The sequence below is a fragment of the Nocardia acididurans genome (genome assembly GCF_016741815.1).
GTDB lineage: Bacteria > Actinomycetota > Actinomycetes > Mycobacteriales > Mycobacteriaceae > Nocardia > Nocardia acididurans.
This window is the reverse complement of the sequence record NZ_JAERRJ010000012.1, coordinates 315,809-342,487: the sequence shown is the minus strand read 5'-3', so window position 1 is coordinate 342,487 and position 26,679 is coordinate 315,809. Positions and strand designations below refer to the sequence as shown.

25 protein-coding genes and 1 tRNA gene are annotated in these 26,679 nt (G+C 67.6%); 11 read left to right on the top strand and 15 right to left on the bottom strand.

Going from position 1 to position 26,679, the window contains the following annotated elements; translation table 11 throughout:
* Positions 1-142 precede the first annotated feature (142 nt).
* Both JK358_RS30220 and JK358_RS30215 read right to left on the bottom strand, forming a co-directional pair.
* Positions 143-3,619: an indolepyruvate ferredoxin oxidoreductase family protein gene (locus tag JK358_RS30220; protein ID WP_201954350.1), complete on the bottom strand. Its 3,477-nt coding sequence runs from the start codon at positions 3,617-3,619 to the stop codon at positions 143-145.
* 196 nt (positions 3,620-3,815) lie between these two features.
* Positions 3,816-4,301, bottom strand: coding sequence for an Lrp/AsnC family transcriptional regulator (locus JK358_RS30215; protein ID WP_201954348.1), 486 nt, complete (start codon positions 4,299-4,301; stop codon positions 3,816-3,818).
* A 255-nt stretch (positions 4,302-4,556) separates the two neighbouring features.
* On the opposite strand from JK358_RS30215, the gene JK358_RS30210 reads away from it, so the two are divergent.
* Positions 4,557-5,267 carry a GNAT family N-acetyltransferase gene (locus JK358_RS30210; protein WP_201954346.1) on the top strand — a complete coding sequence of 237 codons (711 nt, stop codon included), beginning with the start codon at positions 4,557-4,559 and terminating at the stop codon, positions 5,265-5,267.
* A 23-nt stretch (positions 5,268-5,290) separates the two neighbouring features.
* Here the strand turns inward: JK358_RS30210 and JK358_RS30205 are convergent, their stop codons facing one another.
* Positions 5,291-6,199: a LysR family transcriptional regulator gene (locus JK358_RS30205; protein WP_201954344.1), complete on the bottom strand. Its 909-nt coding sequence runs from the start codon at positions 6,197-6,199 to the stop codon at positions 5,291-5,293.
* Between the two features lie 345 nt (positions 6,200-6,544).
* On the opposite strand from JK358_RS30205, the gene fdxA reads away from it, so the two are divergent.
* A complete protein-coding gene (fdxA, locus tag JK358_RS30200; RefSeq protein ID WP_201954342.1) occupies positions 6,545-6,880 on the top strand; it encodes a ferredoxin in 336 nt (111 codons plus the stop codon).
* 51 nt (positions 6,881-6,931) lie between these two features.
* Here fdxA and JK358_RS30195 read toward each other — a convergent pair whose 3' ends face one another.
* Positions 6,932-7,777, bottom strand: a complete 846-nt coding sequence (locus tag JK358_RS30195) for an SDR family NAD(P)-dependent oxidoreductase (RefSeq protein WP_201954340.1) — start codon at positions 7,775-7,777, stop codon at positions 6,932-6,934.
* Positions 7,778-7,893: 116 nt separating this feature from the next.
* Between JK358_RS30195 and JK358_RS30190 the strand changes: the two genes are divergently transcribed.
* The gene (locus JK358_RS30190; protein ID WP_201954338.1) at positions 7,894-8,481 is read left to right on the top strand and encodes a TetR/AcrR family transcriptional regulator; all 588 of its coding nucleotides are present in this window, start codon (positions 7,894-7,896) and stop codon (positions 8,479-8,481) included.
* Positions 8,482-8,531: 50 nt separating this feature from the next.
* On the opposite strand, the gene JK358_RS30185 is transcribed toward JK358_RS30190, so the two are convergent.
* Together JK358_RS30185 and orn are read right to left on the bottom strand one after the other, a co-directional pair.
* Positions 8,532-8,604, bottom strand: a tRNA-His gene (locus tag JK358_RS30185).
* A gap of 54 nt (positions 8,605-8,658) precedes the next feature.
* Positions 8,659-9,309, bottom strand: coding sequence for an oligoribonuclease (gene orn, locus JK358_RS30180; protein ID WP_201954336.1), 651 nt, complete (start codon positions 9,307-9,309; stop codon positions 8,659-8,661).
* 213 nt (positions 9,310-9,522) lie between these two features.
* On the opposite strand from orn, the gene JK358_RS30175 reads away from it, so the two are divergent.
* Positions 9,523-11,256: a helicase HerA-like domain-containing protein gene (locus tag JK358_RS30175; RefSeq protein WP_201954334.1), complete on the top strand. Its 1,734-nt coding sequence runs from the start codon at positions 9,523-9,525 to the stop codon at positions 11,254-11,256.
* A gap of 131 nt (positions 11,257-11,387) precedes the next feature.
* On the opposite strand, the gene lysA is transcribed toward JK358_RS30175, so the two are convergent.
* The 7 genes from lysA to JK358_RS30140 form a co-directional block, all read right to left on the bottom strand.
* Complete coding sequence (lysA, locus tag JK358_RS30170) at positions 11,388-12,731, bottom strand: diaminopimelate decarboxylase (RefSeq protein ID WP_201954332.1); 1,344 nt, start codon at positions 12,729-12,731, stop codon at positions 11,388-11,390.
* 137 nt (positions 12,732-12,868) lie between these two features.
* A complete protein-coding gene (gene cmrA / locus JK358_RS30165) occupies positions 12,869-13,666 on the bottom strand; it encodes a mycolate reductase (RefSeq protein ID WP_201954330.1) in 798 nt (265 codons plus the stop codon).
* Positions 13,667-13,996: 330 nt separating this feature from the next.
* Positions 13,997-14,419, bottom strand: coding sequence for a DUF4189 domain-containing protein (locus JK358_RS30160; protein ID WP_201954329.1), 423 nt, complete (start codon positions 14,417-14,419; stop codon positions 13,997-13,999).
* 122 nt (positions 14,420-14,541) lie between these two features.
* The gene (locus tag JK358_RS30155) at positions 14,542-15,198 is read right to left on the bottom strand and encodes a VOC family protein (RefSeq protein WP_201954328.1); all 657 of its coding nucleotides are present in this window, start codon (positions 15,196-15,198) and stop codon (positions 14,542-14,544) included.
* Entirely contained in the window at positions 15,198-17,225 is a 2,028-nt protein-coding gene (locus tag JK358_RS30150; protein ID WP_201954327.1) for an NADPH-dependent 2,4-dienoyl-CoA reductase, read from the bottom strand. Before JK358_RS30150 ends, JK358_RS30155 begins: the two co-directional genes overlap by 1 nt.
* On the bottom strand, positions 17,222-17,800 hold the full coding sequence (locus tag JK358_RS30145) for a PadR family transcriptional regulator (protein ID WP_201954326.1): 579 nt from the start codon (positions 17,798-17,800) through the stop codon (positions 17,222-17,224). The genes JK358_RS30150 and JK358_RS30145 overlap by 4 nt, the downstream gene beginning before the upstream one ends.
* Before the next feature lie 54 nt (positions 17,801-17,854).
* Positions 17,855-19,183, bottom strand: a complete 1,329-nt coding sequence (locus JK358_RS30140) for an MFS transporter (RefSeq protein WP_307817803.1) — start codon at positions 19,181-19,183, stop codon at positions 17,855-17,857.
* 316 nt (positions 19,184-19,499) lie between these two features.
* Here JK358_RS30140 and JK358_RS30135 point away from each other — a divergent pair, with 316 nt between their 5' ends.
* Both JK358_RS30135 and JK358_RS30130 read left to right on the top strand, forming a co-directional pair.
* Positions 19,500-20,870: an MFS transporter gene (locus tag JK358_RS30135; protein WP_201954325.1), complete on the top strand. Its 1,371-nt coding sequence runs from the start codon at positions 19,500-19,502 to the stop codon at positions 20,868-20,870.
* 6 nt (positions 20,871-20,876) lie between these two features.
* Entirely contained in the window at positions 20,877-21,134 is a 258-nt protein-coding gene (locus tag JK358_RS30130) for an Rpn family recombination-promoting nuclease/putative transposase (RefSeq protein WP_269811931.1), read from the top strand.
* A 469-nt stretch (positions 21,135-21,603) separates the two neighbouring features.
* On the opposite strand, the gene JK358_RS30125 is transcribed toward JK358_RS30130, so the two are convergent.
* The gene (locus JK358_RS30125) at positions 21,604-22,212 is read right to left on the bottom strand and encodes a TetR family transcriptional regulator (protein ID WP_201954323.1); all 609 of its coding nucleotides are present in this window, start codon (positions 22,210-22,212) and stop codon (positions 21,604-21,606) included.
* A gap of 212 nt (positions 22,213-22,424) precedes the next feature.
* On the opposite strand from JK358_RS30125, the gene JK358_RS30120 reads away from it, so the two are divergent.
* From JK358_RS30120 to JK358_RS30110, 3 genes are read left to right on the top strand one after another with little or no spacing between them, the layout of a single operon-like run.
* Positions 22,425-23,492 (top strand): ferredoxin reductase, encoded by a 1,068-nt coding sequence (locus tag JK358_RS30120; RefSeq protein ID WP_201954321.1) that lies wholly within the window; start codon positions 22,425-22,427, stop codon positions 23,490-23,492.
* Positions 23,493-23,527: 35 nt separating this feature from the next.
* Positions 23,528-24,676: a fatty acid desaturase family protein gene (locus JK358_RS30115; RefSeq protein WP_201954319.1), complete on the top strand. Its 1,149-nt coding sequence runs from the start codon at positions 23,528-23,530 to the stop codon at positions 24,674-24,676.
* Positions 24,677-25,018 carry a hypothetical protein gene (locus tag JK358_RS30110; RefSeq protein ID WP_201954317.1) on the top strand — a complete coding sequence of 114 codons (342 nt, stop codon included), beginning with the start codon at positions 24,677-24,679 and terminating at the stop codon, positions 25,016-25,018.
* Position 25,019: 1 nt separating this feature from the next.
* Here the strand turns inward: JK358_RS30110 and JK358_RS30105 are convergent, their stop codons facing one another.
* On the bottom strand, positions 25,020-25,607 hold the full coding sequence (locus tag JK358_RS30105) for a DUF4254 domain-containing protein (RefSeq protein ID WP_201954315.1): 588 nt from the start codon (positions 25,605-25,607) through the stop codon (positions 25,020-25,022).
* A 479-nt stretch (positions 25,608-26,086) separates the two neighbouring features.
* On the opposite strand from JK358_RS30105, the gene JK358_RS30100 reads away from it, so the two are divergent.
* On the top strand, positions 26,087-26,380 hold the full coding sequence (locus tag JK358_RS30100; RefSeq protein WP_232852116.1) for a hypothetical protein: 294 nt from the start codon (positions 26,087-26,089) through the stop codon (positions 26,378-26,380).
* A 156-nt stretch (positions 26,381-26,536) separates the two neighbouring features.
* Positions 26,537-26,671, top strand: a complete 135-nt coding sequence (locus tag JK358_RS40160; RefSeq protein WP_269811930.1) for a hypothetical protein — start codon at positions 26,537-26,539, stop codon at positions 26,669-26,671.
* Positions 26,672-26,679 lie beyond the last annotated feature (8 nt).

The window sequence follows — 26,679 nt, the reverse complement described above, 5'->3', positions numbered from 1 at the left end:
GTGGCGGCATAGTCCCCCCGTCATTCCGGCATGCTTTCGGCCGGAATCCACTGCGGGGAGTGTGGATCCCGGCCAAAGCGCGCCGGGATGACGAGGGTTGGGGTCGTCGGATAACGGTGGTCGGGTGACCCGTCACTCGAGGTCAGTGCTCGATGCCGAGCTCGCGCAGGCCCTTCCAGTACTGCTCGACATTGCCGAGCTTGACGTCCTCGTAGCCGCGCACCACATCGGGCAGCGCGGCGGCCGCGGCGGCCGTGTCGTAGGAGTCGGTGGTCAGGGTGACGGCGAGGCGGCGCACCATCTCGGTGTAGTGCGACAGCAGTTCGCGCTCCACCTTGCGGACGTGGGCGTAGCCGAAGGGGTCGAGCCTGGTGCCGCGCAGGGCCTTGCCCTTGGCCAACAGCTTCAGCGCCACATGGGATTTGGGTCCGAGGCCGATCTTCTTCTTGCGGCCGAGGGCGCGCAGCACGGGCGGGTGCAGCTTGTAGGTGAGGTTCTCGCCGCCCGGCACCTGCGCTCGCACCTCGGCCAGGAAGGCGGGATCCACCAGCAGGCGGGCCACCTCGTACTCGTCCTTGTACGCGGTGAACTTGTGCAGCCCGCGCGCCACCGCCTCGCTGAACTCGGTCCGCTCGGTGACGGTCCGCTCAGCGCCCCAGACGAATTCGACGGTGTCGATGTAGCGCTGTGCGATCCTGGCGTTCTGGTATCCGATGAGCTCGGCGGCCCGCCGCTCGACCAGTCGCCGCACCTCGCCGTCGAAGCTGGTGTGCGCCAGCATGTTCGCGGGGACCACGGGGGTGGTGCGCCGCGGCTGCCCCTCATCGACAGCCGCGACGAACGCGACCGGATCGCCGATCGCCACACGCCCCCAGCGGAAGGCGGCGATATTCGCGGAGACGGCGACACCGTTGATGCCGATGGCCTCCTCGATCGCCGCGGCGGGCAGGCGCAGCCCGCCGGTCTGATAGGCCGCGCCGACCATGAGGAAGTTGGCGGCGGCGGTGTTGCCGAACAGCTTCTCGGCGGCGGCCAGCATGTCGAAGTGGTGCAGCGAATTCGACACCGACGCAAGCCGATCCAGCAGTGACGCGGTGGCCGGGTAGGCCACCGACTTGTCGTAGACCATGTCACCGGTCGGGGTCCGGCTGGTGGAGGCCACGGCGATGGTGCCCGCCGCGCTGCCGTACTGGAGGTTCTTGGGATCGGTGGCGGTGAGCAGGTCGATGGCCATGATGCAGCTCGCCGCGCCCGGGGTGAGCCGGTTGGACGGCTCCAGCGCCGTGGTGGAGAAGCGCAGATGCGAGACCACCGGTCCGGCCTTCTGGCTCAGCCCGATCTGGTCGAGGCTCTCGACCTGGTATCCGGCGCGCAGCGCGGCGGTGGCGAGCACCTGGTTCACGGTCACGATGCCGGTGCCGCCGATTCCGGCGATGAGCACGTTCTGCGTTCCGATCGGCGCACCCAGGCCGGGATCGGCGACCACGGGCGGCTCGGCTGTCTCGGTGCGCTTGGTTGCCTTGCGCCCCTTGGCATCCGGCGTCAGCTCCACCGTCACGAAGGACGGGCAGTCACCGTCCAGGCAGCTGTAGTCGGTATTGCAGGAGGTCTGATCGATGCGCGTCTTGCGCCCGAACTCGGTCTCGACCGGTTGCACGGACAGGCAATTCGATTTCACGCCGCAGTCGCCGCAGCCCTCGCACACGGCCTCGTTGATGACGACCCGGGTATTGCGCACGGGCAGATTGCCGCGCTTGCGCTGCCGCCGGGCGTCGGCGGCGCAGTGCTGGTCGTAGATCAGCACCGTGACGCCCTTGATCTCGCGCAGCAGCCGCTGGGCTTCGTCGAGGCGGTCGCGATGCCACAGCAGGGTGCCCTTGGCCAGCGCACTCTTCTTGTGCCGCTTGGGATCATCGGCGCAGATGATGATCTGCTCGACGCCTTCGACGCGCAGCTTGTGGGTCAGCTGCGCGACGGAGAGTTGCCCCTCCACATCCTGCGCGCCCGTCATGGCGACGACTTCGTTCCACAGCAGCTTGTAGGTGATGTTCACCCCGGCCGCCACACACGCCTGGATCGCCAGCTGCCCGGAGTGGAAGAACGTTCCGTCCCCGATGTTCTGGAACAGGTGCGGCACATCGGTGAACGGCGCCTGCCCGATCCACTGGCTGCCCTCGCCGCCCATCTGCGTCAGCCCGGTGACCGCGCTGTCGTCGCGGCCGGACATGGTGACCAGGGTGTGGCAGCCGATGCCGCCGCCGCCGATGGAGCCCTCGGGGATGGCGGTGGAACGATTGTGCGGGCAGCCCGAGCAGAAGTACGGCGTCCGCTTGGCCGACAGCACCTCCAGTGAAAGCGGCGGCGGCGCGGCCCTTTTCAGCTCGACCCGCTCCCGCAGGACCCGGCGCAGCGGTCCGAGTAGTCGGCCGGGCGTCAGTTCGCCGTCGAAGGGCATGAGCAGTGCGCCGCGTTCGTCGTGCTTGCCGAGGATGCGCGGGGCGTCGGCGGTGCCGTAGAGGATCTCGCGGATCTGGGTCTCGATGAACGCGGTCTTGTCCTCGACCACGAGGATCTGGTCGAGCCCGCGGGCGAACTCGGTGACCTGCTGTGCGCCAACCGGATAGGGCATTCCGATGCGTAGTAGCCGGATGCCCGCGCGATGCAGCGCGCCGTCGTCCACGCCCAGATCCAGCAGGGCCTGGCGGACCGAGTCGAAAGTGGTTCCGGTGGCCGCGATTCCGAGCTTCGCGTCGACCGGGTTCACCTCGATGACGTCGAGATCATTGGCAGCGCCGAAGCTCCGGACGATCTCCCAGCGCGGCCCGTACAGGTCCGCCTCGGCGATCACGCTGTCGGTCGGCGCTGCCATCGGCCGCTGCCGGTACACGAAAGGCTTTCCCTCCCACTGCACCTCGGGAACGGTGAGCGCCAGCTCGGAGACCGAGCCGTCCACCGTCCACGCCCCGTCCGCCACATCCGCGACGATCTTCAACGCCACCACGCAGCCGGAGGCGCGCGACAACGCCACCCCCTGCATGCCCATGGTGATGATCTCTTCGGCATTGCGCGGGAACAGCACCGGAATCCCCATGGCGGCCAGCGATCGTTCGCTCACCGCGGGCACGGTGGAGGATTTCGACGCCGGATCGTCCCCGACCAGCAGCAGCACGCCGCCGCGCGGATTGACCCCGTACATATTGGCGTGCCGCAGCGCGTCGGTGGCGCGGTCCACGCCCGGCCCCTTGCCGTACCAAACACCCACGACGCCATCGTGGGTCGCCGTCCCGGCGGGCAGATCGGCCTGACTGCCCCAGACCGCGGTGGCGGCGAGTTCCTCGTTGAAGCCCGGCACGAAGGTGATGTCGTGTTCGGTCAGCACGGTCGGCATGCCGAGCAGCATCTTGTCGACGCCGCCGAGTGGGCTGCCCTGGTAGCCGGAGACGAAATGCGCGACGCGACGACCGGCGCGAATATCGCGGACGTGCTGTTCCACCAGCAGTCTGGCAATGGCCTGCACCCCGGTCAGCAGGACCGGTCCCGCCCCGGATCGGTACCGGTCGGCGAGGTCATAGGGGGTGTTCTCGGCCTGTAGTGCCGGCGGCCAGGCGACGCTGGTCATGAACAGTCACCACACTTTCCACAACCCAGATCGTGAGCTGCAAACGATGGAACTTGCAATCGGTGCAGCGAAATCTGCCGAAGTGTGTGATCTGTGTCAACAGAAGCGCGACACACTGATCATTCTGATCAAAAGTGATCTACCGCACTGTGACCTGTGCGTCATTCTGCTCGAGCCGGGAGAGACCGGCGTCACATCATGCGCGTCCCTGCGCCCGCGTCAGATGCTCGACGAGCGGCAGGCACCGGTATTCGATCGGCGTCGCCAAGGCCAGCATGGTCTCGGTGTGCTTCACGCCCTCGATGGAATGCACCCGCTGAATGATTCCGAGCAGATCCTGCTGGGTCTGCGCCGCGATCCGCACGAGCAGATCGGACCGGCCGGTGGTGGCATGCACCTCGAGCACATGCGGGAACTCCCGCAGCGCCTCCACGATGGAATCCATCTTGTTCTGGTCGAGCTCGATGCCCAGCAGCGCGTTGACCGCGAACCCGATCGCCTGCAGATCCACATTCGGCGGATACCCGCGCACCGCGCCGGACTCCTCGAGTCGCTTCATCCGCGCCTGCACCGTATTGCGGGCGATCCCCAGCCGCTGTGCCAGTTCCAGGATCGGCGTGCGCGGGTCGCGCGCCAACTCCGCCAGCAGCGCGGAATCGAGCGCGTCGATTTTCAAGGCCATGCCGCATTCTGGCACGGCGCCCGCGCCCGTCCCGGTCAGTCCGAGGCGGAGGGGCACCCCGTGCCCGGCATCGGCGGCGGGACTCCACGACAACGCGCGGGTGTGGCAGCCGACATGTCGTTCGGCCTCGGCCGTATTCGATTCCGCGCGCGGTGGTCCCGTCCCGGATCGGAATCCTGCTGAGCGCAACCGGTTCCCGGGGTCGTATGTCTCGCTAACGTCTTGTGGTCGGATCCTGACGCGGAGGAGCGCACCTTGACGACCGAGTCGACCATCGCCATCGACAGCCCAGTGCACCCGCTGGACGACCCGGTGCGGTCGTCGCTGCGCGGTGAGCACGCGCGGTTCGCCACCTGGTCGGGCCGGGTCGGGCGCTACGACCCCGAGGTCGCGCGGTTCGTCGGGCACCCCCTGGTCTTCGAGGAGCGGGACTGGACCGATCTCGCCGCCCTCATCGGGCCCGGCGGCAGCACCGGGCTGCGCGGCCACGGTCACGAACCGCCCGCGGGCTGGACGGTCCTCGACGAATTCGGCTCGGTCCAGATGGACGGCACCGCCCTGGAGGTGGCCCACGACCCGGACCTCGAGATCCTCACCGCCGCCGACGTCCCCGAGATCCTCGACCTCATCGCCCGCACCGAACCCGGCCCCTACGCCCCCCGAACCATCGAAATGGGCACCTACCTCGGCCTGCGCGTCGACGGCCGCCTGGTGGCCATGGCCGGTGAACGTCTGCATCCGCCCGGCTGGACCGAGATCAGCGCCGTCTGCACCGACGCCGAATTCCGCGGCCGCGGCCTCGCCACCCGCCTGATCCGCGCGGTCGGCGCGGGCATCCGAGCGCGCGGCGAAATCCCCTTCCTGCATGCCGTCGCCCACAACACGACCGCCATCAGCCTCTACGAAACCCTGGGCTTCACCCTGCGCAAACGAGGTCATCTCACCCTCGTCCAGGCTCCTGCCTGAGCGCGCAGAGTCGCTGTCGTGGTTCAGGTTTCGAATCGTTCGGCATAGCGGACCAGGAGTTCGCCGGGGTCGGCGGGTGGTGACTGCCTGCGCCAGACGGCGCGGAATTTGCGGGTGAGTACGGCATCGGCGAGGGGGATTTCGAGGAGGGTGCCCGCGTCGAGGTCGGGGGCGGCGATCAAGCGGCTGAGGACGGCGGGCGCGATGCCGGTGCGGGCGGTGGCGAGAATCGCTGCGGCCGAGCCCAATTCGGCGGCGGGCTGGGCCGGTTCGGCCTCCGCGCCGAGGATTTCCCACACGGTGTCGCGGGTGCCGGACCCGGATTCGCGCCACAGCAGCGGGGTGCCCGCGAGCTCGGCGACCGTGATCGGCCGGCGGCGGCGCGCCCACCGGTGGCTCGCGCCGACCACGACGACCAGATCGTCGGCTCCGAGGACTCGGCTGGCGAGTTCCGTTGGGGGATGGGGGCCTTCGACGAATCCGAGGTCCGCCTCGGACTGTCGCACCCAGGTCTCGACCTGGCGGGAGTTGCCGACCTCCAGGGTCACGATCACCTCGGGACGATCCGCCCGCAGTGCCGCCAGCCACTGGGACATGCGATGGTCGGCAATGGTTTTGGAGGCGGCGATGCGCAGGCGCGGGCGGTCGGCGGCCCGCAGTGTGGCGATGCCGTCGGAGAACGCCTGTGCCGCGGCGAGGATGGGTGCCGCGTGGGCGACTACGGCGCGACCGGATTCGGTGAGTACCGAACCGGTGGGGCCTCGATCCAGCAGCCGCAGTCGTAGCCGCCGCTCCAGCGCGGTGATGCGCATACTCGCGGCCGGCTGGGTGATGCCGTGCCGTCGGGCGGCCGCGCCGAGGCTGCCCAGCTCGGCGACCGAGGTCAGCAGGTCGAGGACCTCCAGATCGGGCGTTCCGGGCGGCAGGGGCATAAGGGTCGATTATGCGCGACCTCGGCAGAGGTGGCCTCCCAGCCGGACCCGCCTCGCGGCTGAACCCGCGTCCCGGCTGAACCCGCGTCTCGGCCGAACCCGTCTCCCGGAGGAGCCCGCCTCGCGGAGGAGCCCGTCTCCCGGAGGAGCCCGCCTCGCGGCCGTGCGCGTGTGTGCCGCGGCTTTGCCCGCGTGAGGTCATCAGCGCGGCTTATGGGGTGGTCCGGCTTTCCCGGCTACCGGGCCGTGCTCCGACAGGCGATCGTGGACGCACCGCCCGGATCGACCCGCCGACCGCACCGCAGTCACCGCGGGCCGGGCGGGTTCGAATCCCGAGGAGTTACCGTGACCTACGTCATCGGAGCAGACTGCGTCGACGTCCTCGATCGGGCCTGCATCGAGGAATGCCCGGTCAACTGCATCTACATCGGTGAGCGGATGGCCTACATCCAGCCGGTGGAGTGCGTGGACTGCGGCGCGTGCGAACCGGCCTGCCCGGTGGAGGCGATCTACTTCGAGGACGACATGCCTGCCGGGCAGGAGGTTTTCGCGACCGAGAACGCCCGCTTCTTCGACGAGCCGCTGCCCGGCCGCGACGAACCCCTCGGTGAGCCGCGCGGCGGGATCAAAGCCGGTGTGGTGGGCGTGGATACGCCGTTCGTCGCCGAATTCCAGCGCTAGCCCTTGCCCGGCGGTTCCCAGGTCCGGCCGGGGAACCGCCGTCGGTACCGGTCAGGCCGGCCAGGTGAACTCCGGGTCGGAGGCGTAGTCCTGGCGGCGCTGGTCCAGGGCCATGGCCACCATCTGCTGCGCACCCGGGCCGATGATCTTGCGGACCGGCGGGTTCGAGGTGTTCACCAGCGAGATCAGTTCGGCGGCAGCCACTTCGGGGGACGCCTCGACCCATTCGGACTCGTAGTCGTTCGGCGGCGGCGGGGCGGACGGGTCCGGGTAGCCGGGCATGCCGAGGATGGCCGAGCGGGTCTCGTCGTAGGCGGGCAGGGCGTTGCCGAACTTCATGCTGGACTTGGCCCAGTCGGTGTCGAAGCCGCCCATCTGTGCGATGGTGACGTGAATGCCGAAGGGGCGCAGTTCATCCGCGAGGGACCCGCTGAAACCTTCGAGCGCCCACTTGCTGGCGTTGTAGAGGCCGAACAGCGGCAGCGAGCCGACCGCCCCGACGGTGGAGATCTGGATGATGTGCCCCGACCCCTGCTTGCGCAGATGCGGTACGGCGGCCTGCGAAACCCACAGCGCGCCATAGAAGTTGGTGTCCATCTGGTCGCGGACGAGTTGCTCGTCGAGCTCCTCGATCGCGCCGACCAGGCCGTAGCCGGCATTGTTCACGATCACGTCGATGGATCCGGTGAGTTCGAAAGCCCGGTCCACGGTGGCGATCACGCGCTCCCGGTCGCGAACGTCCAACGGCAGCACGGTGAGCCGTTCCTGGGCGATGTCGGCCATGGTGTCGGGGTTGCGCACGGTCGCGACAACTCGATCACCCTGTTCCAGTGCGGCGAGGGTGAACGCCCGGCCGAGGCCGCGGTTCGCGCCGGTGATGAACCATGTGCGGGTCATGTGGGGTAATCCTTTCGTCGCGAGACGCTCCGTCTCGTCTTGGTGAAGAAGGTATCCCAGAAAATTGCGCTCGTCAAGACGAGACGGTTCGTCTCGCTCAGTGCTACTGTGACGGCATGCCCGAAACCCCGAGTGCCGCGCGGCGCAGCGAACGAGCACGGGCGGCGATCCTGACCGCCACCGCCGACCTCATCCGCGAACTGCCCTACGCCAAGCTCAGCATCGAGTCCATCGCCTCCCGCGCGGGCGTGGGCAAGCAGACCATCTACCGCTGGTGGCCCTCCAAGGGCGCGGTCGTCCTGGACGCCATGCTGGAAAGGTATTCCAGCCCCGAGGGTTTGGTCCTGCCCGACACCGGCGACATCCGCGCCGACCTGCGCCTGCTCCTGCGCGGCGCGGTAGCCGAACTCACCGACCCCGATTCCGAAGCTTTCCTGCGCGCCATGTACATCGAGATCCAGCAGGACCCCGAGATCGGCCGCTACTACCGCGAACGCCTGCTCCTCCCACAGCGCGCCGCCCTCGCCGCCCGCTTGGCCGCAGGCGTCGAAGCCGGACAGGTCCGCGCCGACCTGGACACCGAGGTGGCCCTCGACCTGCTGCTCGGCCCCATCCAATCGCGCTGGTCCCTGGGCCTGGACGGTCTCACCGAGGCCTACGCCGACGCCGTCCTGGATGCCGCGCTGGCGCATCTCGCGCCCTAGTGCCGACAACGGAAGAGGCCCCGATCCAATGGATCAGGGCCTCTCTTCGGGGTGGCTGACGGGACTCGAACCCGCGACACCCAGGATCACAACCTGGTGCTCTACCAGCTGAACTACAGCCACCATTTGCCGTAACTTCCGGCGCGATAGATCGTAGCGTGAGTCCGCGCCGAGATCCTAATCGGCTGGTGAGGCCGGGTTTACGCCGTCATTTTCGGTTGCCGCGCGGGTGCTGCCGAGTTCGGCTGCCACGGCCGCGATCTCGGCGGTGGAGGGGCCGGGCGGGGCGACGAAGGCGGTGCGGCGGTAGTACTCGAGTTCGCGGATGGATTCGCGGATGTCGGCGAGGGCGCGGTGCGCCAGGCCCTTCTCGGGCTGGCCGAAGTAGATGCGCGGGTACCAGCGCCGGGCCAGTTCCTTGATGGAGCTGACGTCGATCATGCGGTAGTGCAGGTGCGCGTCCAGTGCGGGCATGTCGCGGGCGATGAAGCCGCGGTCGGTGGCGATGGAGTTGCCGGCCAGCGGGACCGTGCGCGGGGTGGGTACGTACTGCTTGATGTAGTCGAGGATCTGCTGTTCGGCCTCGGCGAGGGTGACCGTGGAGCGGCGCACCTCTTCGGTGAGCCCGGAGCGCGCGTGCATGTCGGTGACCACCGGCGGCATGGCCGCGAGCGCGGCGTCGTCGGCGTGAATGACGATGTCCACGCCGTCGCCGAGGATATTGAGGTCACTGTCGGTCACGAGGGCGGCGACCTCGATCAGCTTGTCGCTGTCGAGGCGTAGGCCGGTCATCTCGCAATCCATCCACACCACGTATTTGTCACTCACCCGGCAAAGGTTAGCCCTTTCGGCGCTGTCGTCCGGGTCACCCGGCCGCGTCGGGCCTGGGTTGGGGGCCGACCGGGCAGTATCGTTCACTGCACAATCCGCATAACCGGCCGGTCGGCACGGTGTGTGGGGGTGAATCCGAGCAGTCGCAGTACCCGAGCAGTCGCAGTAACCCGCATTCGGCACAGCGTTCAGCAAACGGAGGACAGCGCGATGACCAGCCCGCAGGAGAAGGCAGCGGCGGCACGGAAGGCCGCGGAGGACGCCGCGCGGATCGCGGCGGAGGCGGCGGCCGCCGCGGAAGCCGCCGAGAAGGAAGCGGCGGAACAGGAAGCCGCCCAGCAGGCCGCCGCCGAAGCGGCTGCTCCCGCCGCCAAGGCCCCCGCGAAAACCGCTGCCGCGAGCGCGGATTCGGCGGACGGCGCGGCGACGGAGATCGCGGCCGGATACGCCATGGAGGGCCTCGCCCTCGAACTCGGCACGGTGATCGTGGACGGCGCGGTGCATCCCGATGCGCGCGTGCGGATTCCGATGAAGACCATGAACCGGCACGGCCTCATCGCCGGAGCCACCGGTACCGGTAAGACCAAGACGGTGCAGGGCATCGCCGAGCAGCTGTCGGCGGCCGGGGTGCCGGTCGTGGTGGCCGATATCAAGGGCGACCTGTCCGGACTCTCGCAGCCGGGGCAGTCCAATGACAAGATCCTCACGCGCGCACAGGAAACCGGTGACCCGGACTGGAAACCCACCGGATTCCCCTGCGAATTCGTCTCGCTGGGCACCGAGGGCATCGGCGTCCCGATCCGTGCCACCATCACCTCGTTCGGGCCGATCCTGCTGTCGAAGGTGCTGGGGCTCAACGAAACTCAGGAATCCACCCTGGGCCTGATCTTCCACTGGTCGGATCAGAACGGCTTCCCGCTGCTGGATCTGAAGGACCTGCGCTCGGTCATCGCCTTCCTCACCAGCCCGGAGGGCAAGGAGGATCTCAAGGGCATCGGCGGTGTCTCCGCCACGACGGCCGGTGTCATCCTGCGCGCCCTGGTGAACCTGGAGGCCGAGGGCGGCGACACCTTCTTCGGTGAGCCGGAACTGGATCCGGCCGACCTCATGCGCACCGCGGGCGGACAGGGCGTGATCACGCTGTTCGAACTGGGCGCGCAGGCTTCACGCCCGCAGATGTTCTCCACCTTCCTCATGTGGGTGCTGGCGGATCTGTTCCAGACGCTGCCCGAGATCGGCGATATGGACAAGCCGAAGCTGGTGTTCATCTTCGACGAGGCGCATCTGCTGTTCAACGGGGCGTCGAAGGCGTTCCTGCAGCAGGTGGAGCAGACGGTGAAGCTCATCCGCTCCAAGGGCGTCGGCGTGTTCTTCTGCACGCAGCTGCCCACCGACATCCCGAACGCCGTGCTCTCCCAGCTGGGCGCGCGCATCCAGCACGCACTGCGCGCCTTCACGCCGGAAGATCAAGCGGCGCTGTCGAAGACGGTGCGCACCTACCCGAAGACCAAGACCTACGATCTCGAAAAGGCGCTCACCTCACTGGGTATCGGTGAGGCCGTCGTGACGGTGCTGTCGGAGAAGGGCGCGCCCACCCCCGTGGCCTGGGCGCGCATGCAGCCGCCGCGCTCGCTCATGGACACCATCGGTGACGACGGAATCCGTTCCCGCGCACAGCAGTCCACGCTGCAGGCGAAGTACGGCCAGACCATCGACCGGGATTCGGCCTACGAGATCCTCGCCGAGAAACTGGCCGCGGCCGCGCAGGCGCAGGAGGACGCGCCCGCGCCGACCCGGTCCCGCTCGTCCAAACCGGCTCCGGAGGAGGAGTCCATGGCCGAGAAGATCGTCAACAACACGGCCTTCAAGAACTTCCTGCGCTCGGCAGCCACCGTGGCCGGGCGGGAGATCGGACGCAGCATCTTCGGCACCCGCAAGCGCTAGATCACCGGAACTCTCGTGGGCGAGGTCACCGGAACTCTCGTGGGCTCTCAGGGGTTTCACCCCTGAACCCCGAATCCGCCACCCGGCCGTGATCCACCTCCCTGCGGTGGATCCCGGCCGGGCCGGCGGCGTCAGTGCCCGATATCGCGCCGCATCAGATCCTCGATCGTCTCGCGGCGTACCAGTTCCCGCGTATGTCCTTCGCGCACAGCGACAATCGGCGGGCGGCCCACGCCGTTGAAGGTCGAGGCGAGGCTGTGGTGGTACGCGCCGGTGCACGGCATGGCCAGCACCTCGCCCGCGCGCAGGTCGACCGGCAACCGGACATCGCGGGCGAGGATGTCACCCGCCTCGCAGTAGCGTCCGGCGATGGTGGCGGTCATATGCGGCCCGGTGGGATGCCGGTTCGCCACGACCGCGTCGTAGCGCGCCCCGTACAGCGCCACGCGCGGGTTGTCGCACATGCCGCCGTCGACGGTGACATAGGTCTGCCCGTTGTCGATGTGCTTGACCGACAGCACCCGGTACAGCGTCACCCCGGCGCGCGCCACGATGGCCCGCCCCGGCTCCAGCGCGATGCGCGGACGCGGGTATCCGTGCCGGGCGCAGGCGGCGTCCAGCGAATCCTCGATGATGTCGGCGAGTTCCGGCAGATTCAGTTCCGCGTCGCCGCTGCGGTAGGCCACCGCGTGTCCGCCGCCGAGGTCGAGATCGGTGAGGGTGACCCCGTGGTCGTCGCGGATGCGCGCCATGGCCGACACCATCCGCCGTACCGCCTCGCCGTAGGGGAAGGTGTCGTGGATCATCGATCCGATATGGCAGTGCAACCCCACCAGTTCCAGATTCGGGTGCCGCACAATGCGTTCCACCGCTTCGTCGAGCATGTGGCTGCCGATGGGGAACCCGAACTTCTGATCGGCCACCCCGGTCCGCACCGCCGGATGCCCGTGCACGTCGATATCGGGCGTGACGCGCAGCAGCACCCGCTGCGGTGTGGTGGCCAGTGCGGCGACCAGTGTGATCTCGCTGAGCGAGTCGATGACGATCCGCCCCACGCCGCAGCCGATCGCGGTCTCCAGTTCCGCGAAGGGCTTCCCGTTGCCGTGCAACATGATTCGTTGCGGATCGACCCATGCCGACAGGGCCACGGCCAGCTCCCCGGCCGAGCACACGTCGATCGAGAGCCCTTCTTCGGTCACCCATTCCGCGACGCCGCGGGTGAGCAGGGCCTTGCCCGCGTAGATGGTCTCCGCGTCCGGGAAGTACTTCCGGTAGGCCCGGCACCGCGAGCGCACCTCTTCCTCGTCCAAGACGTAGGTGGGCGTCCCGTACTGATCGGCGATATCCGCCAGCGCGACCCCGCCGACGGTGATCCGCCCTTCGCTGTCGTAATGGGTTTCCCGAGGCCAGACGGCCGAATCCAAGCGGGGCGGGGTTCCCGACAGCAGCGACGGGAATATGTCAGCCAGCGTCACAGAAGCTCTCCTGATGGGCGTCCCCGCTTTCTCTTATGCGGGGCCACTCTCAGGACTACGCCGAAACCCCGCGGCCGGGGCTTCCGGCTACGGGGCTTTGACGTGGGAGCAGGCTTTCTTGACGGGTTACTGACGAGCTAACTCTCGCCCAGCTTCTTGTAGGCCGCGCCCGCCACCACGGAGGTGATGGAGCGGGGGCCGAACTGTCCCGCCAGACTCATGCCCTTGCTGATCAGGCCCGGAACCACGCGCATCTTGTTGCGGGCGAGCGCGTCGATGGTGATCTTGGCGGTGTGCGCGGCGGTGACCCAGATGAACTCCGGGATCTTGTTGCCGACCTCGTCCTGATCCGGATTGTCGGTGCGCACCGGGCCGGGGGCCAGCAGCGTGACGTGGATGCCGGTGCCCTTGAGCTCCCCGCGCAGCGACTCGGAGAAGGTATTGGTGAACGCCTTGCTCGCGGCATAGGTGGTGTTGTTCGGAATCGGCATGTTGCCGGCCGCGGATCCGGTGATGAGGATGCCGCCCGCGCGCCGCTCCAGCATGCCCGGCAGCACCGCGAGGGTGAGGTCGTGCACGGCGACGGCGTTCAATTCCATGATGTCGCGCTCGAACCCGAGGTCGAGCTTGGCGAGCGGGCCGAAGGTGGCCACACCCGCGTTGTTGGCCAGGATCGCGATCTCGCGGGTGGCCAGTTCCTTGGCGAGTGGCTGCCGCGCCTCGCGGTCGGACAGATCCACCGCCCGCACCTCGGCGGTGATCCCGTAGCGGTCGGTCAGTCGCTGCGCCAGCTGGTTCAGCAGATCCTCGCGGCGGGCGACGAGGATGAGCGAGTAGCCGCGCGAGGCGAGCTCCTCGGCCAGGGCGGTTCCGATCCCGGAGGAGGCTCCGGTGACGACGGCACGATTGTCGGCGGTGGGGAGAGGAAGACTCACGTCGGGGAGCCTACCCATTCCGGGGGGCGCGCATTCGGGGAGACCGCGTGCGGGGGTACGGGTGCCCGCGCCCGCGCGAGTCGTCAGCCCGCGTTGGGGTTGCAATGGGAGTGCATCACCCGTGCGACGCCGCGAGTTTGCGTGACAAGGCATCGAGCAATTCCCTCCCTGCCAGGAAACTTGATCCCCCCGAAACTTTCGGACCGGATCACCAACCTCGAAGTGCACGAGGGGGGATTGGGAGATACCTCACACGACAAATGAATTCGCTCCGCGAATGGAGTGTCCGTCCCCGCACGGACATTCCATTCGATCAGAACCGGGTGTCGATCAGTCGGTGCACTGCGAGGCGACGATGCCCTTGAAGCTCTTCTGCGCGCTGCCCACGCTCACCAGGAAGGGGTTCGGGTCCGGGCCGGAGGCGGCGAGCGCGTTGCGCTCGGCCTCGGCGAGATTGCGGCCGGTGCCCCAGAACAGGCGGCCGTCGCGATCGGCCACCGCGCCGCAGCCGTTCATGAAGCGAACCTGCACAACGCAATTGCGGTAGCCGCACTCGTCCAGCGCGTCCGCGTCGGCACGGCCCTGGTCCTCGTAGTTCCAGGTGACGCCGATGGCCCAGCTGTCGCCGCGATCGGCGACCGCGATCGCGCCGTAGTAGTCCCAGGCCGCGTTCGCGGTTCCGGCGCCGCCGGAGATCAGAGCGGTGGCGGTGGCGGCCAGCACGCCGAAGGCGGCCTTGCGAGACAATGACATAGAGAATTCCTCCCCCAGTTCGAACGACAAATGCGCAGCGATCATCGCAGAAGGGTCCGACAAAAACCAGCGGGCAAAGCGAGGGGGTGGATGCGCCGAATTCCGCTCGGGAAAGACGGAATTCAGCGGCCCGGCTCGGGCTCCATGAATGCGATGCCCCAATTCAGGTGGCCGCGCCACACACCGGCGATCCGGCCACCCTGCACGGCGGGTTTGGGATCGCCGATGGGGCCGCCCGCGGCGCGGATGGTGTCGACCGCGGCATCGAGATCGGCGGTCATGAAGGCGACGCCCACGAGCGCGGGGTCCGCCAATCCGGCGCCGACGGTTTCGATGAAGGGTTCACCGACCCGGTGGAAGGCCATCTCCGGCCCCTCCGGGCCGCGCGGGAAGAACCGGCGGCGCGGCGGAATACCCAGGACCGCACCGAGATTGGTGACAGCCTCATCGAGGTCGGGCACCCAGTACACGACGTGGTCGATGAAGGTGACGCCATTGGCGTGCGCACCCGCACCGGACTCGGCCGTGCCCCCAAGGGATCCGGTCCCAGCCGCGCCCGCTCCGGCCCCCGCCGCGCCCACTCCGGGCGTGTTCGGATCAGGCAGTGCCGCGACGCCCAGTACAGCCGGGTCGGCCCGCACCTCGTCGAAACCCCAGGCGGGTTCGCCGATGGTGCAGGCGACCTGGCCGATCCGGAAGCCACCGTCACCGACGGTGAAACCCAGTGCGGCCCAGGCCCGCTCGTCTCCGGGCAGGCCGAGGCGGGTGAGCAGTGGCATCAGAGTTCGGCCGCCAGCCGGGTGCCCTGATTGATGGCGCGCTTGGCATCCAGCTCGGAGGCGAGATCCGCGCCGCCGATGAGATGCACCTTCACGCCCGCGGTCTGCAGCGGCTCGTGCAGATCGCGCACGGATTCCTGTCCGGCGCACAGGATCACGTTGTCGCATTCGATGACGCGCGGCCGCTGCCGCTTCTCGCCGAAGCTGATGTGCAGGCCCTTGTCGTCGATGCGCTCGTAGTTGACGCCGCCGATCTGCTCGACGCCCTTGGCCTTGACGGCGGCCCGGTGCACCCAGCCCGACGTCTTGCCCAGATCCTTGCCGAACGAGGACGACTTGCGCTGCAGCAGGACGACCGCGCGGGCGGCGGGGGAGGGCTTGGGGGTGGTGACGAAGCCGCGCACCTCGGGATCGTCGGTGACGCCCCACTCCTCCTTCCACTCGTCGAGCTTCAGGCTGGGATGTCCTTCGACAGTGAGGAATTCGCTCACATCGAAGCCGATGCCGCCCGCGCCGATGACCGCCACCTTCTTGCCGACCGGCTTGCCCTCGCGCACGAGTTCGGCGTAGGTGAGCACCTTCGGATGATCGATGCCCGGGATGTTCGGGATGCGCGGCTTCACGCCGGTCGCCAGGATCACCTCGTCGTAGCGCCCGTCGATGAGCTGCTGCGCGGTGGCCTTGGTATTGAGATGCACACGGACGCCGGTGATTTCGAGCTGCCGCGTGTAGTAGCGGATGGTCTCGTTGAACTCTTCCTTGCCGGGGATGCGGCGGGCGATGTCGAACTGGCCGCCGATCTTGTCGTCGGCCTCGAACAGATCGACCACATGCCCGCGCTGCGCCAGGCTGACCGCCGCCGACAGCCCGGCCGGGCCCGCGCCGACGACCGCGAACTTGCGGGTGCGGCGGGTGGGCAGCAGTTTCAGCTCGGTCTCGTGTCCCGCACGGGGATTCAGCAGGCAGGACACCGTCTTGTACTGGAAGGCGTGGTCCAGGCAGGCCTGGTTGCAGGCGATGCAGGTGTTGATCTCGTCGGCGCGGGCCTCCTGCGCCTTGCGCGCCCACTCCGGGTCGGCGAGCAGCGGGCGGGCCAGCGACACCAGGTGCGAGTCACCGCGGGTGAGGATCTCCTCGGCGGTCTCCGGCATATTGATGCGGTTCGACGCGCACACCGGAATGCTCACCACGTCTTTGACTTTCGCGGTCCACTCCACGAACGCCGCGCGCGGCACCGAGGTCACGATGGTGGGTACCCGCGCCTCGTGCCAGCCGATATCGGTGTTGATGATGGTCGCGCCCGCGGCCTCGACATCCTTGGCGACCTCGACGATTTCGGCCCAGGTCTGGCCGTCCTCCACGAAATCGGCCATGGAGAGCCGGAATACGATGATGAAGTCCGGGCCGACCGCCTTGCGCACCCGGCGCACGATCTCTCCGGCGATGCGGCGGCGGTTCTCCGAGCTGCCGCCCCACTTGTCCTTGCGCTTGTTGACCCGCGGCGTCAGGAACTGGTTGATGAAATAGCCTTCACCACCCATGATCTCGACGCCGTCGTACCCGGCGAACTTGGCCAGCGCGGCGCAGCGGGCGTAGTCGTCGATGGTCTGCTCGACGCCCTTGGACGACAGCGCGCGCGGCTTGAACGGGTTGATCGGGGCCTTGATGGCCGAGGCCGAAACACTGTTGGGCATATAGGAATAGCGGCCGCCGTGCAGGATCTGCAGGGCGATCTTGCCGCCCTCGGCGTGCACCGCCTTGGTGATCACCCGGTGCCGGTACGCCTCGGTCTTGTTGGTCAGTTTGCCGCCGAAGGGTGTGAGCCAGCCGGTGCGGTTGGGCGAGTAGCCGCCCGTGATGATCAGGCCGACACCGCCTTTCGCGCGCTCGGCGAAGTAGGCGGCGAGCTTGTTGGTGTTCCAGGCCCGATCCTCCAGACCGGTGTGCATGGAACCCATGACCACGCGATTGCGCAGCGTGGTGAATCCCAGGTCCAGGGGTTCGAAGAGGTGCGGGTATGCGCTCATCCCTGAGTGCCTTTCGGTTCGGACGCGCGCGACCGGGCTGAGTCGCGCTGCAGGGCGTCGAGTACTTCGTCGCACCAGTCGACGAATCCCTCCTCCACGCGGATGCCTCCGCGCAGCACGAGGTACTGGTGCAGCTTCCATCCCGTGTACTGCTCCGGATTGGAAAAGTCTTTCTTCTCGAAGGTCCGGTACAGATCCAGTCGATGCGCATGCTGATCCCGATGCCGCCGCACCTCGGCGGCCAGCTTGGGCACGTCGGCCAGCGAGGCGGCGCGCAACTTGACTCCGAGTTCATTGCGCATCGGCGCGATCTCGATCGGTTCCTCGATCCACCGCACGAGCTCGTCTCGCCCGGCGTCGCTGACCGTGTACACCTTCTTGTCCGGCCGGCCCTCCTGCGCGACGGCCTCCGCCGTCACCCACCCCTGCTCCTCCATCCGCTTGAGTACGCGATAGATCTGCTGATGGGTGGCGTTCCAGAAGAACCCGATCGACTTGTCGAACCGCTGCGCCAGGTCGTACCCCGAACTGGCACGTTCGGTCAGCGATACCAGCAGCGCATGTTCGAGGGCCATGCGCCCAGGGTAAATGAGACGCCACGTACTATGCAACTTAGTGCATAGAGCCGCTCATCGGGCGGCGCGTCCGGCCAGCACCGCCGCGATCAGCAACGTCACCCCCTCGGCGACAGCGGTGACGCCGAGCGCGCCCGCCCCCGAATCCAGGCTCAGGAACAGTGTGCCGAAGGTCGCGATCCCGACGACGATCCCCAGCTGCGTGCTCGTGGTGATGATGCCGCTGGCATCCGCGGCCACGGTCACCGGAACCCTGGCCAGCGTGCGCGTCATGAGCGGGCTGAACGACAGCCCGAACCCGGCACCCATGATGGTGAAGACGACCATTTCCAGCGGTCCCATGCCGCGGCCGTCGAGGAGCAGCAGCCCCAGCGTCACCATGGTCGCCGAGGCGAGGATCAATCCCGTGGGAATCATGGCGGCGTGGAAGCGGGCCGGAACGCGCTCCCAGTTCAGGCTCGCCACGGCGAAGGCCAGCCCGTTGGGCAGGAACAGCAGCCCGGCGTGCAGCGCGCTGTAACCGAGGGTGCTCTGCAGGTGTATGGCCGTCACGAACAGCCACCCGCCGAAGGTGCACATGACCACATTGAGCGTGGCGGCGGTGAGCACCAGCCCCGGCGCGCGCAACACCCGGTCGGCGAACAGCGGTTCGCCACCGCGCCGGTGCACCCACCGCTCCACCGCTGCGAATCCCGCGAAACCGATTGCGGCACCGGTCAGGGCGATCCAGGTCCACACCGGCCACTCCATCTCGTGCCCCAGCACCAGCGGCACCACCAGCAGCAGGACGGCGAGGGTGAGTGCGGCCAGCCCGGCAAGATCGAGCGCGCGATCCACGCGAGTGACCGGTGCGGGCAGCACGCCGGGCGCGACCGCCAGCAGCGCCAGCCCGATCGGCACGTTCACCAGAAACACTCCCCGCCAACCACTCCCGCCCAGGTCGAGATCCACGATGATCCCGCCCACGATCTGCCCGATCACCATGGCCCCGGAGATCACCACCGCGAACGCCGAAAGCGCCCGCGCCCGTGTGGTTCCGGTGAAGGTCCGCTGAATGAGCGACAACACCTGCGGCACCATGGCCGCCGCCCCCACCCCCTGCAGGAACCGGAACACGATGAGCGCCACCGCATTCCACGCGAGCCCACAGGCCAGCGAAGCGGCGGTGAACACGGCCAGCCCGGTCAGGAACATGGCCCGCTGCCCGAACCTGTCACCCAGCCGCGCCCCGGTGACCAGCAACACCGCATAGGCGATCACATACCCCGACACGATCAGCTGCAGCGCCGACCCCGTCGCGTCCAGCGACGCCCGGATGGCGGGAATGGCGACGTTCACGATGGACGCGTCCAGCACCGCCATGAACTGCCCGAGCAAAACCACGGCGAGAACGGCGACCGCCGGCGCGCCGCGCCCTATGAGCTTCGCCTGCCGAGAGCAGGCAAAGCGGCTTCACCTGCTGGAAGCACCGCCACCGATGAGATTCGGGTCGACCTGTAAGCCATGAATCGAGCCTGCGCCAAGCCACCTACCGGGGGCGGGGTTTTGCCCATTCAGTCCGCGGTACCAGCAGCGCGGCAGTAGTGATTCCGGCCTTGAACTGCGGTAGTCCAAAGTTCCCTACCGGTCGTGGCCGGCGATCCGATGGCCTGAGCGTTTCGACTGTGCAGACCAGCGGGTTTCGCATACTCTGCGCTGCATGACCGAGGTTCCGGGGCAGGCGACGATCGGGCAGGCCGCTGGTCGTCGGCAGGTGGTGGCGTGGGGGCTGTGGGATTGGGGGTCGGCGGCGTTCAATGCCGTGATTCTCACGTTCGTGTTCTCGGTGTATCTGACGGACAAGGTGGGGGAGGGGTTGCCGGGCGGGATCTCGGCTAGTGCCTGGCTGGGGTGGGCGTTGGGGATCGCGGGGCTGGTGGTGGCGTTGACCGCGCCGGTGAGCGGGCAGTGGTTCGATGCGACGGCGAAACGCAAACTGTCGCTGGGGATTTTGACCGGGGCGACGGTGCTGGCGATGGCGGGCATGTTCTTCGTGCGCGACGACTATCACTATCTGTGGCTGGGGTTGGTGCTGCTGGCGGTGGGGGCGACGCTGTTCGAGCTGGCGAATGTGCCCTACAACGCCATGCTGCGGCAGGTGTCGACGCTGGGGACGGTCGGGCGGGTTTCCGGGTTCGGTTGGGCCATGGGGTATTTCGGCGGAATCTTCCTGCTGCTGATCTGCTACTTCGGCTTCATCAGCGGAGACGGGGACTATCGCGGGCTGTTGGGGGTGCCCACCGATGAGGGAGTGAACATCCGGCTGGTGGCGGTGCTGGCGGCGGTGTGGTTCGCGGCGTTCGCGCTGCCGGTGCTGTTCCTCGTACCCGAGGTGCCGCGCACGTCCGCCGATCCCGGTGCGGCGGTGGGGGTTCGGGATCGCCAGGGTGGTGCGCTCACCGGATGGGCGCGGGCGCTGGCTGATTCGTATCGGGTGCTGTGGCGGGATCTGCGCGAGTTGTGGCGGGTCGACCGGCGTACCGTCGGATTTCTGGTGGCCAGTGCGGTTTTCCGGGACGGTCTGGCGGGCGTGTTCACCTTCGGGGCCGTGCTGGCGGTGGGGGTGTACGGGATCGCGGACTCCGATGTGCTGCTGTTCGGCGTGGCCGCGAATGTCGTCGCCGCGCTGGGCGCGGTGATCGCGGGCCGGTTCGACGACCGAATCGGCCCGAAACCGGTGATCGTGTTCTCGCTGGTCGCCATGATCTGCTGCGGTATCGCGCTGCTGCTGGTCTCCGGCCCGCTCATGTTCTGGATCTTCGGCCTGGCCCTGACCGTATTCGTCGGCCCCGCACAGGCTTCCGCGCGCTCGTTCCTCGCCCGGCTCGCACCCCCCGGCCGCGAGGGCCAGATGTTCGGGCTCTACACCACCACCGGACGCGCCGTATCCTTCTTGGCCCCCAGCCTGTTCGGGTTCTTCGCCTGGGCGTTCGACGCCGACCGGGCGGGCATCCTCGGCATCCTGCTGGTACTGGCTCTCGGCTTGGCCGCACTGATCCCGGTGCGCAGCCCCGAGTTGCGGGCGCGCTGAAAGCCCTTGTGGCTCAGTACTCGAACGCGCCGGCCGGATCGGCTGATGCCGTTCCGGATGGTGGAGTACATGGTCGCGATCTGGAACCGCTCCCTGGAACGGCATCCGCACGCCAAAGTGCTGCCCGCGATCATTCCGCTGGTCGTGCACGCGAGCCCGAAAGGCCGTCGGTGGACGTACTCGACCGAGCTGGCGGATCTGATCGACCTCGACCGTGCCGCCAAGTCGGCGCTGGGTCGAACAGCTCCTCGCCAGGGCCGCTGACCTGCGCGCGATGATCGGCACCTCAGATTTCCAGTGCCTGGTGACGTACATTCTTGTTGTCGGAAATACCAGCGTGGCCGATCTGGGACCGGTCCTCGAACAACTCGGTCCCCGAGCCAAGGAGGTCATCGTGACAACCGCGGACAAACTTCGCGCCGAGGGACGTGCTGAGACTCTCCTCGAGTTGCTCTCTTTGAAGTTCGGGACGTTGAGCGCCGACATCGTTGATTTTGTGCGCTCCGCGGACTCGGCGCGACTTCGGTTGTGGACAGCTAGAACGCTCAGCGCTGACTGCCTCGATGACGTATTCGCGTCGTAGTCAAGGAAAGCCATGATGACGACAGCCGATAGGCTGCGAGCTGAAGGCCGTATCGAAGGCCGTATCGAGATTCTTCTTCTACAGCTTCCGTTGAAGTTCGGTCCGGCCGACGGCCGCCGACGCGGGCGCGCCGGATAGCGCGGAGCGCGGTTAGGGGCGCCAGCTCTCCATGCCCAGGGCTACCAGCCGGACCTGGAGTACGGCGCGGTCGATGATGCGGGGGCGGTCGCGGGGGAGGGCTTCGACGTAGTCGGCGATGCGGTCGGCGACGGTGGAGACGATGAGGTCGGCGGCCAGTTCGAGGTCGTCGGGGGACCAAGAGTCGAGGGCTCGGATTCGGGACAGGTCGACCACGAGTTCCCGGACTATGAGCTGCATTTCGACGGAGATCGCGCCGCGCAGGGGTGCGGAGCCGCCGTGGCGTTCGCGGATGAGGAAGCCCCACAGGTCGCGGCGCTCGTCCACCTGATCGAAGACGAAGCGGACGGTTGCGGCGAGGCGGGCGTCGGGGGTGCGGCGCAATTCCCTTAGAGCGACGCGTAATTGGCGTACGCCCTCTTCCACCAGGGTGGTGCCGAGTTCGTCGAGCGAGGTGAAGTGCCGGTAGAAGGCGGTGGGGACGATGCCCGCGGAGCGGGCGATCTCGCGCAGCGAGAGGGCGGCGAAGCCGCGGTCGGCGGCCAGGGTGAGGGTGCCTTCGAGCAGGGCGGCGCGGGTGCGCTCCTTGCGTTCAACTCGGGTTGCTGCCTGCTCGCTCATCTCGATGAGCATACATCCGTTCACATTCCGGCCCTTCGTGAGATGTCGTGTGGGTCACACGACCTGCTGGTTGAACTGGAGGGGTTACTCCCGGCAGACTATCTCAGTGTACAGATGTGCACCGAAATGAGATTTCGCACAGTGGCGGAATCGGAACGGAGCACCGCAGAGAGGGCGTCGCCGACAGCCCGGCGACGTGACAGGAGGCCCCCATGGCTGGACTCGCAGATCTGGTGTCCAAGACCCTGACCACCCCGCATCCGCTCGACCGCTACCTGGAGCTGATCAGCCCCACCCTGACCGTGCGCGCGCTGCGCGCCGAGATCACGCACGTGCGCCGCAGCGCCGTCGGCTCGGTGACACTGACGCTGCGCCCGAACCGCAAGGGCGCGGCCGAGCACCTGGCCGGCCAATACGTGCAGATCGGCGTGGTCATCGACGGCGTGCGCCACACCCGCTGCTATTCACCGGTGCACGCGCAGGGCCGCCGGGATCGCCACATCGAACTCACGATCAAGGCGCATCCCGGCGGTCTGGTATCCCAGTACCTCAACGAGGAGGCGGTGCCGGGCATGGTGGTGGACCTGACTCCTGCCGCCGGGGTCTTCCACCTGCCCGAGCATCGGCCCGACCGCATCGTGCTGATCAGCGGCGGCTCCGGCATCACGCCGGTGCTGTCCATGCTGCGCACGCTCGCCAACGAGGGCTACCGGGGGCAGGTGCTGTTCCTGCATTACAACCGTTCTCCGGAATGGGTGCCGCATCGCACCGAACTGGAGGCGATCGCCATGCAGCACAGCAACTTCCGGGTGGAGTTCCGCTACCCGGAGCTGCAGCGCGATCCGAACTTCGGGTACGACGAGCTGGAGAGCCTCGCGCCCTGGTTCGCGCAGGCGCAGACCTTCCTGTGCGGTCCGGGCGGGCTGATGAAGGCCGTCCGCACCGTCTACGAGGCCGAGAACCTGTCCGACCGGCTGCACATGGAGGAGTTCACCCTCGCCGTCGCGCCCGTCGACCCGGCGAGCGCCGAAGGCGAGATCACCTTCTCCGACAGTGCCGTCACCACCGACAACACCGGCGCGACCCTGCTCGAGCAGGCCGAATCCGCCGGTCTCACACCCGAATACGGCTGCCGCATGGGGATCTGCTTCTCCTGCACGGCCGTCAAGCGCAGCGGCTGCACCCGCAACCTGCGCACCGGCGAGCTGGACAGCGATCCGGATCAGCCCATCCAGCTCTGCATCAACGCGGCCGTCGGCGACGTCGACATCGCGATCTGAACCACTCGCCAAGCTGAACTCAGGAGGGAATCATCATGGCGATTCTGACCGAAACCACCGAGGGCCCCTTGGTCCTGTCCGTCGAGCAGGTCGAGGAGATCGGCCGCGAACTCGACGCCCTGCGCGCCCGCATCACCGCCGACCTCGGCGACCGCGACCGCGAATACATCTACTCGGTGATCAAGGCGCAGCGCGGCTTCGAGATCGCGGGCCGCGGCCTGCTGTATCTCGGCTTCCTGCCGCCGTTCTGGCTGGCCGGCGTGGCCGCGCTGAGCGTCTCCAAGATCCTCGACAATATGGAGATCGGCCACAATGTCATGCACGGCCAGTGGGACTGGATGCGGGAGCCGGGCCTGAACTCGCGGGCGTTCGAGTGGGACAACGTCTGCCCGGGTGATCAGTGGAAGCACTCGCACAACTACATGCACCACACCTACACCAACATCCACGACATGGACCGCGACATCGGTTACGGCGTGCTGCGCATCGACGAGGGCCAGAAGTGGAATCCGTACTACCTGGGCAACCCGGTGTACGCGACCCTGCTGATGCTGCTGTTCGAGTGGGGCGTGATGCTGCACGACCTCGAGGTCGACAACATCATCCAGGGCAAGCGCAAGTGGTCCGAGGTGAAAGCGCTGCTCAAGGGGCAGATCCGCAAGTCGGGCCGGCAGGTGCTCAAGGATTACGTGGTGTTCCCGGCGCTGACGGGCCCGCTGTTCCTGTCCACCCTGGCCGCCAACTTCACCGCCAACGTGGTGCGGAACATCTGGGCGTACTCGATCATCTTCTGTGGTCACTTCCCGACCGGCGTACAGACGTTCACCAAGGATGAGACGGCCGAGGAGACCCAGGGCGAGTGGTACGTCCGCCAGATGCTGGGGTCGGCGAACATCACCGGCGGCAAGCTCTTCCACGTCATGTCCGGCAACCTGTCGCATCAGATCGAGCACCACCTGTTCCCGGATCTGCCGGCGAACCGGTACCCGGAAATCGCGCCCGAGGTGAAGGCGCTGTGTGAAAAGCACGGACTGCCGTACAACACGGGACGTTTCTCCAAGCAGATCGCCTCGGTGTGGGCAAAGCTGTTCAAACTGGCCCTGCCCCCGTTCCTCGTGAAGAATGGCCCCCAGGCCGGTGTTATCGTGATGCGCCGGGGGCAGCCGAGTGAAGTGGGCGTGTGAATGATCGGGAAATTCGAAAGCAACAAGGATCTGATTCAGGAATTGACGTCGTCGGGCGCCCGGCACGTCGGAAATATCGCGACCATCATCACCGGCACGGTGGCCGAGGTGACCCGTGAGATCGGCGACTGGATCACCGACGCCATCGAAATGCGTGAGGCCGCCGCGGCCGCCGCCAAGGACGCCGCCGCCCAGCGCGCCGACGACCCGGCCGGTGACTTCGCTGACGACGACTTCGACGAGGCTCCGGAACCCGTTGCCCCGCAACCGGATCCGGCCCCGAAGGCGACGACAGATGGCGACGTCATCGACGCCGAGGTCGTCTACCCTCGCGAGTCCTGAGCTACCAGGTGGGCAGTCGCCGTCGGTGCTGCGCCACCTCGGTGATCAGATCCCGATAGCCGTCAGCGAGTTCGGCGAGGCGATACCACTGCAGGTGCGCCTCGCTGTCCACGATGTGCCGCTGCGCCGCGGAGACTCCGCGCCGCCAGGCCCGCCCGTCGGTGCTTTTCGAAGCAGTCCGCGCGGGAGGTGTGGGACCACCCAGTGCCTCCTGCGCGGCAACCCATTTCGCCGCCATCCGGTCGATGACCGCCCCGAGTGTCTCGGTGTGCAGGGATGCCCCATTGCGGTGATGCGGAATGTTCCCCGCCACCCAATCGTCAATGCGCGCAATAAGTTCCGTTCGTCGCTCGTCGATGGCCTCCACGGTGTGCCCGCACTCCACCACCGCCTGCGGGGTGGCGTCGGCGGCGTGCGCCGCGGCCAGTGCGTTGCGCCGGCGCTCGTGGCAGCCGGCCAGTTCGTGTGCGGAGTCGAGGACGTCGCGATCGCGACGTTCGATGGTGACGGGATCCCGGAAGGCGCGCAGCAACGTTGACGGCGATGGGAGTTCGGCCCCGAATCCCGCTCCGGTGTAGTCGGTTGCCATATTCCCACCCTTGTGCGGTCCACAGTTTTGGATGCGCCAGGGCCGAGGGGGTTTCGGGGAGGGGCTCCCCTCGGCCTCGGCGCAGTCCCGCCTGTCGGAACGACACAGCCCACCACGAACGGCACGGTGAAAAACCGGGAAATTTTCGCGACGATGCGATGGGAGACTGTCCGAAATACGGGACATATTCAGGAAAGCGCGATAGTCGAACGGGCGCAACCATCCGGCGCGTGATCGGGGAAGCTGCCGGAAAATCGTTATACACCATTACAGTACGGTCACGTGGGGGGTGCGGTTCGAGGCGGATCGACACCTGTGAGGGGCTGTCGCAGACGGGTACGCCGCCCGGCTGTGCCGGATCGGTCATGAATCCGATTACTGAGGCTTATGAATAGCAATCGGTCCGGCGCGCCGGGGCCGACACGCGCTGCGGTCCGTTAGCCTCGGTATTCGTGCCCGCATACGCATCCTCGCCGGAGTTGCGCTTCGGTTTCATGTTCGCTCTGGAAGACCCGGAGCGAATCGCGGAAGTCGTGCGAAACCTGATTGTTCGCCGGAGCGTGTCGGTGTTCAGGTTGGCGCACCTCTCGACCGACAGCGGTCCGCCCGAACGGTATGTCGTCAACTGGGCCGCGGTGCCCCAGATTTCCATCACGACCGAGGCTCCGAGCCCCGACGAATTACGTTCCAGCGGAACGATGCTGGTCAACGCCTTTCTCGGCGAGGACGGCGAAGTGAGCCTGTATTCGGCCGAAGGACACGCGCCCCGCTAGGTCATAGCAAGACCGAATGGTGGTGTGCGGGACCACATCGTGTCTAAGCAACCTCTCAGCTACTGGCAAGGGCTTCTTCAGGCAGCCCCTGCAGTGTGGGTCTCGTCGCCGATCGGAGATCCCGGCCACGGCGGCTCCCAACAGAGAGGTTGAAAAATGATCCCGCTTATTTTCGGTTCTGCGCAGGTTGCCTTCGATACCGGTAGTGCGGCCCTCGGCGGTGTGGTGAACACCGGCAGCGCGGCGCTGGGTGGTCTTCTCAACACCCTGTGGACCGGCTCGTTCGGCTAAATCTCCCT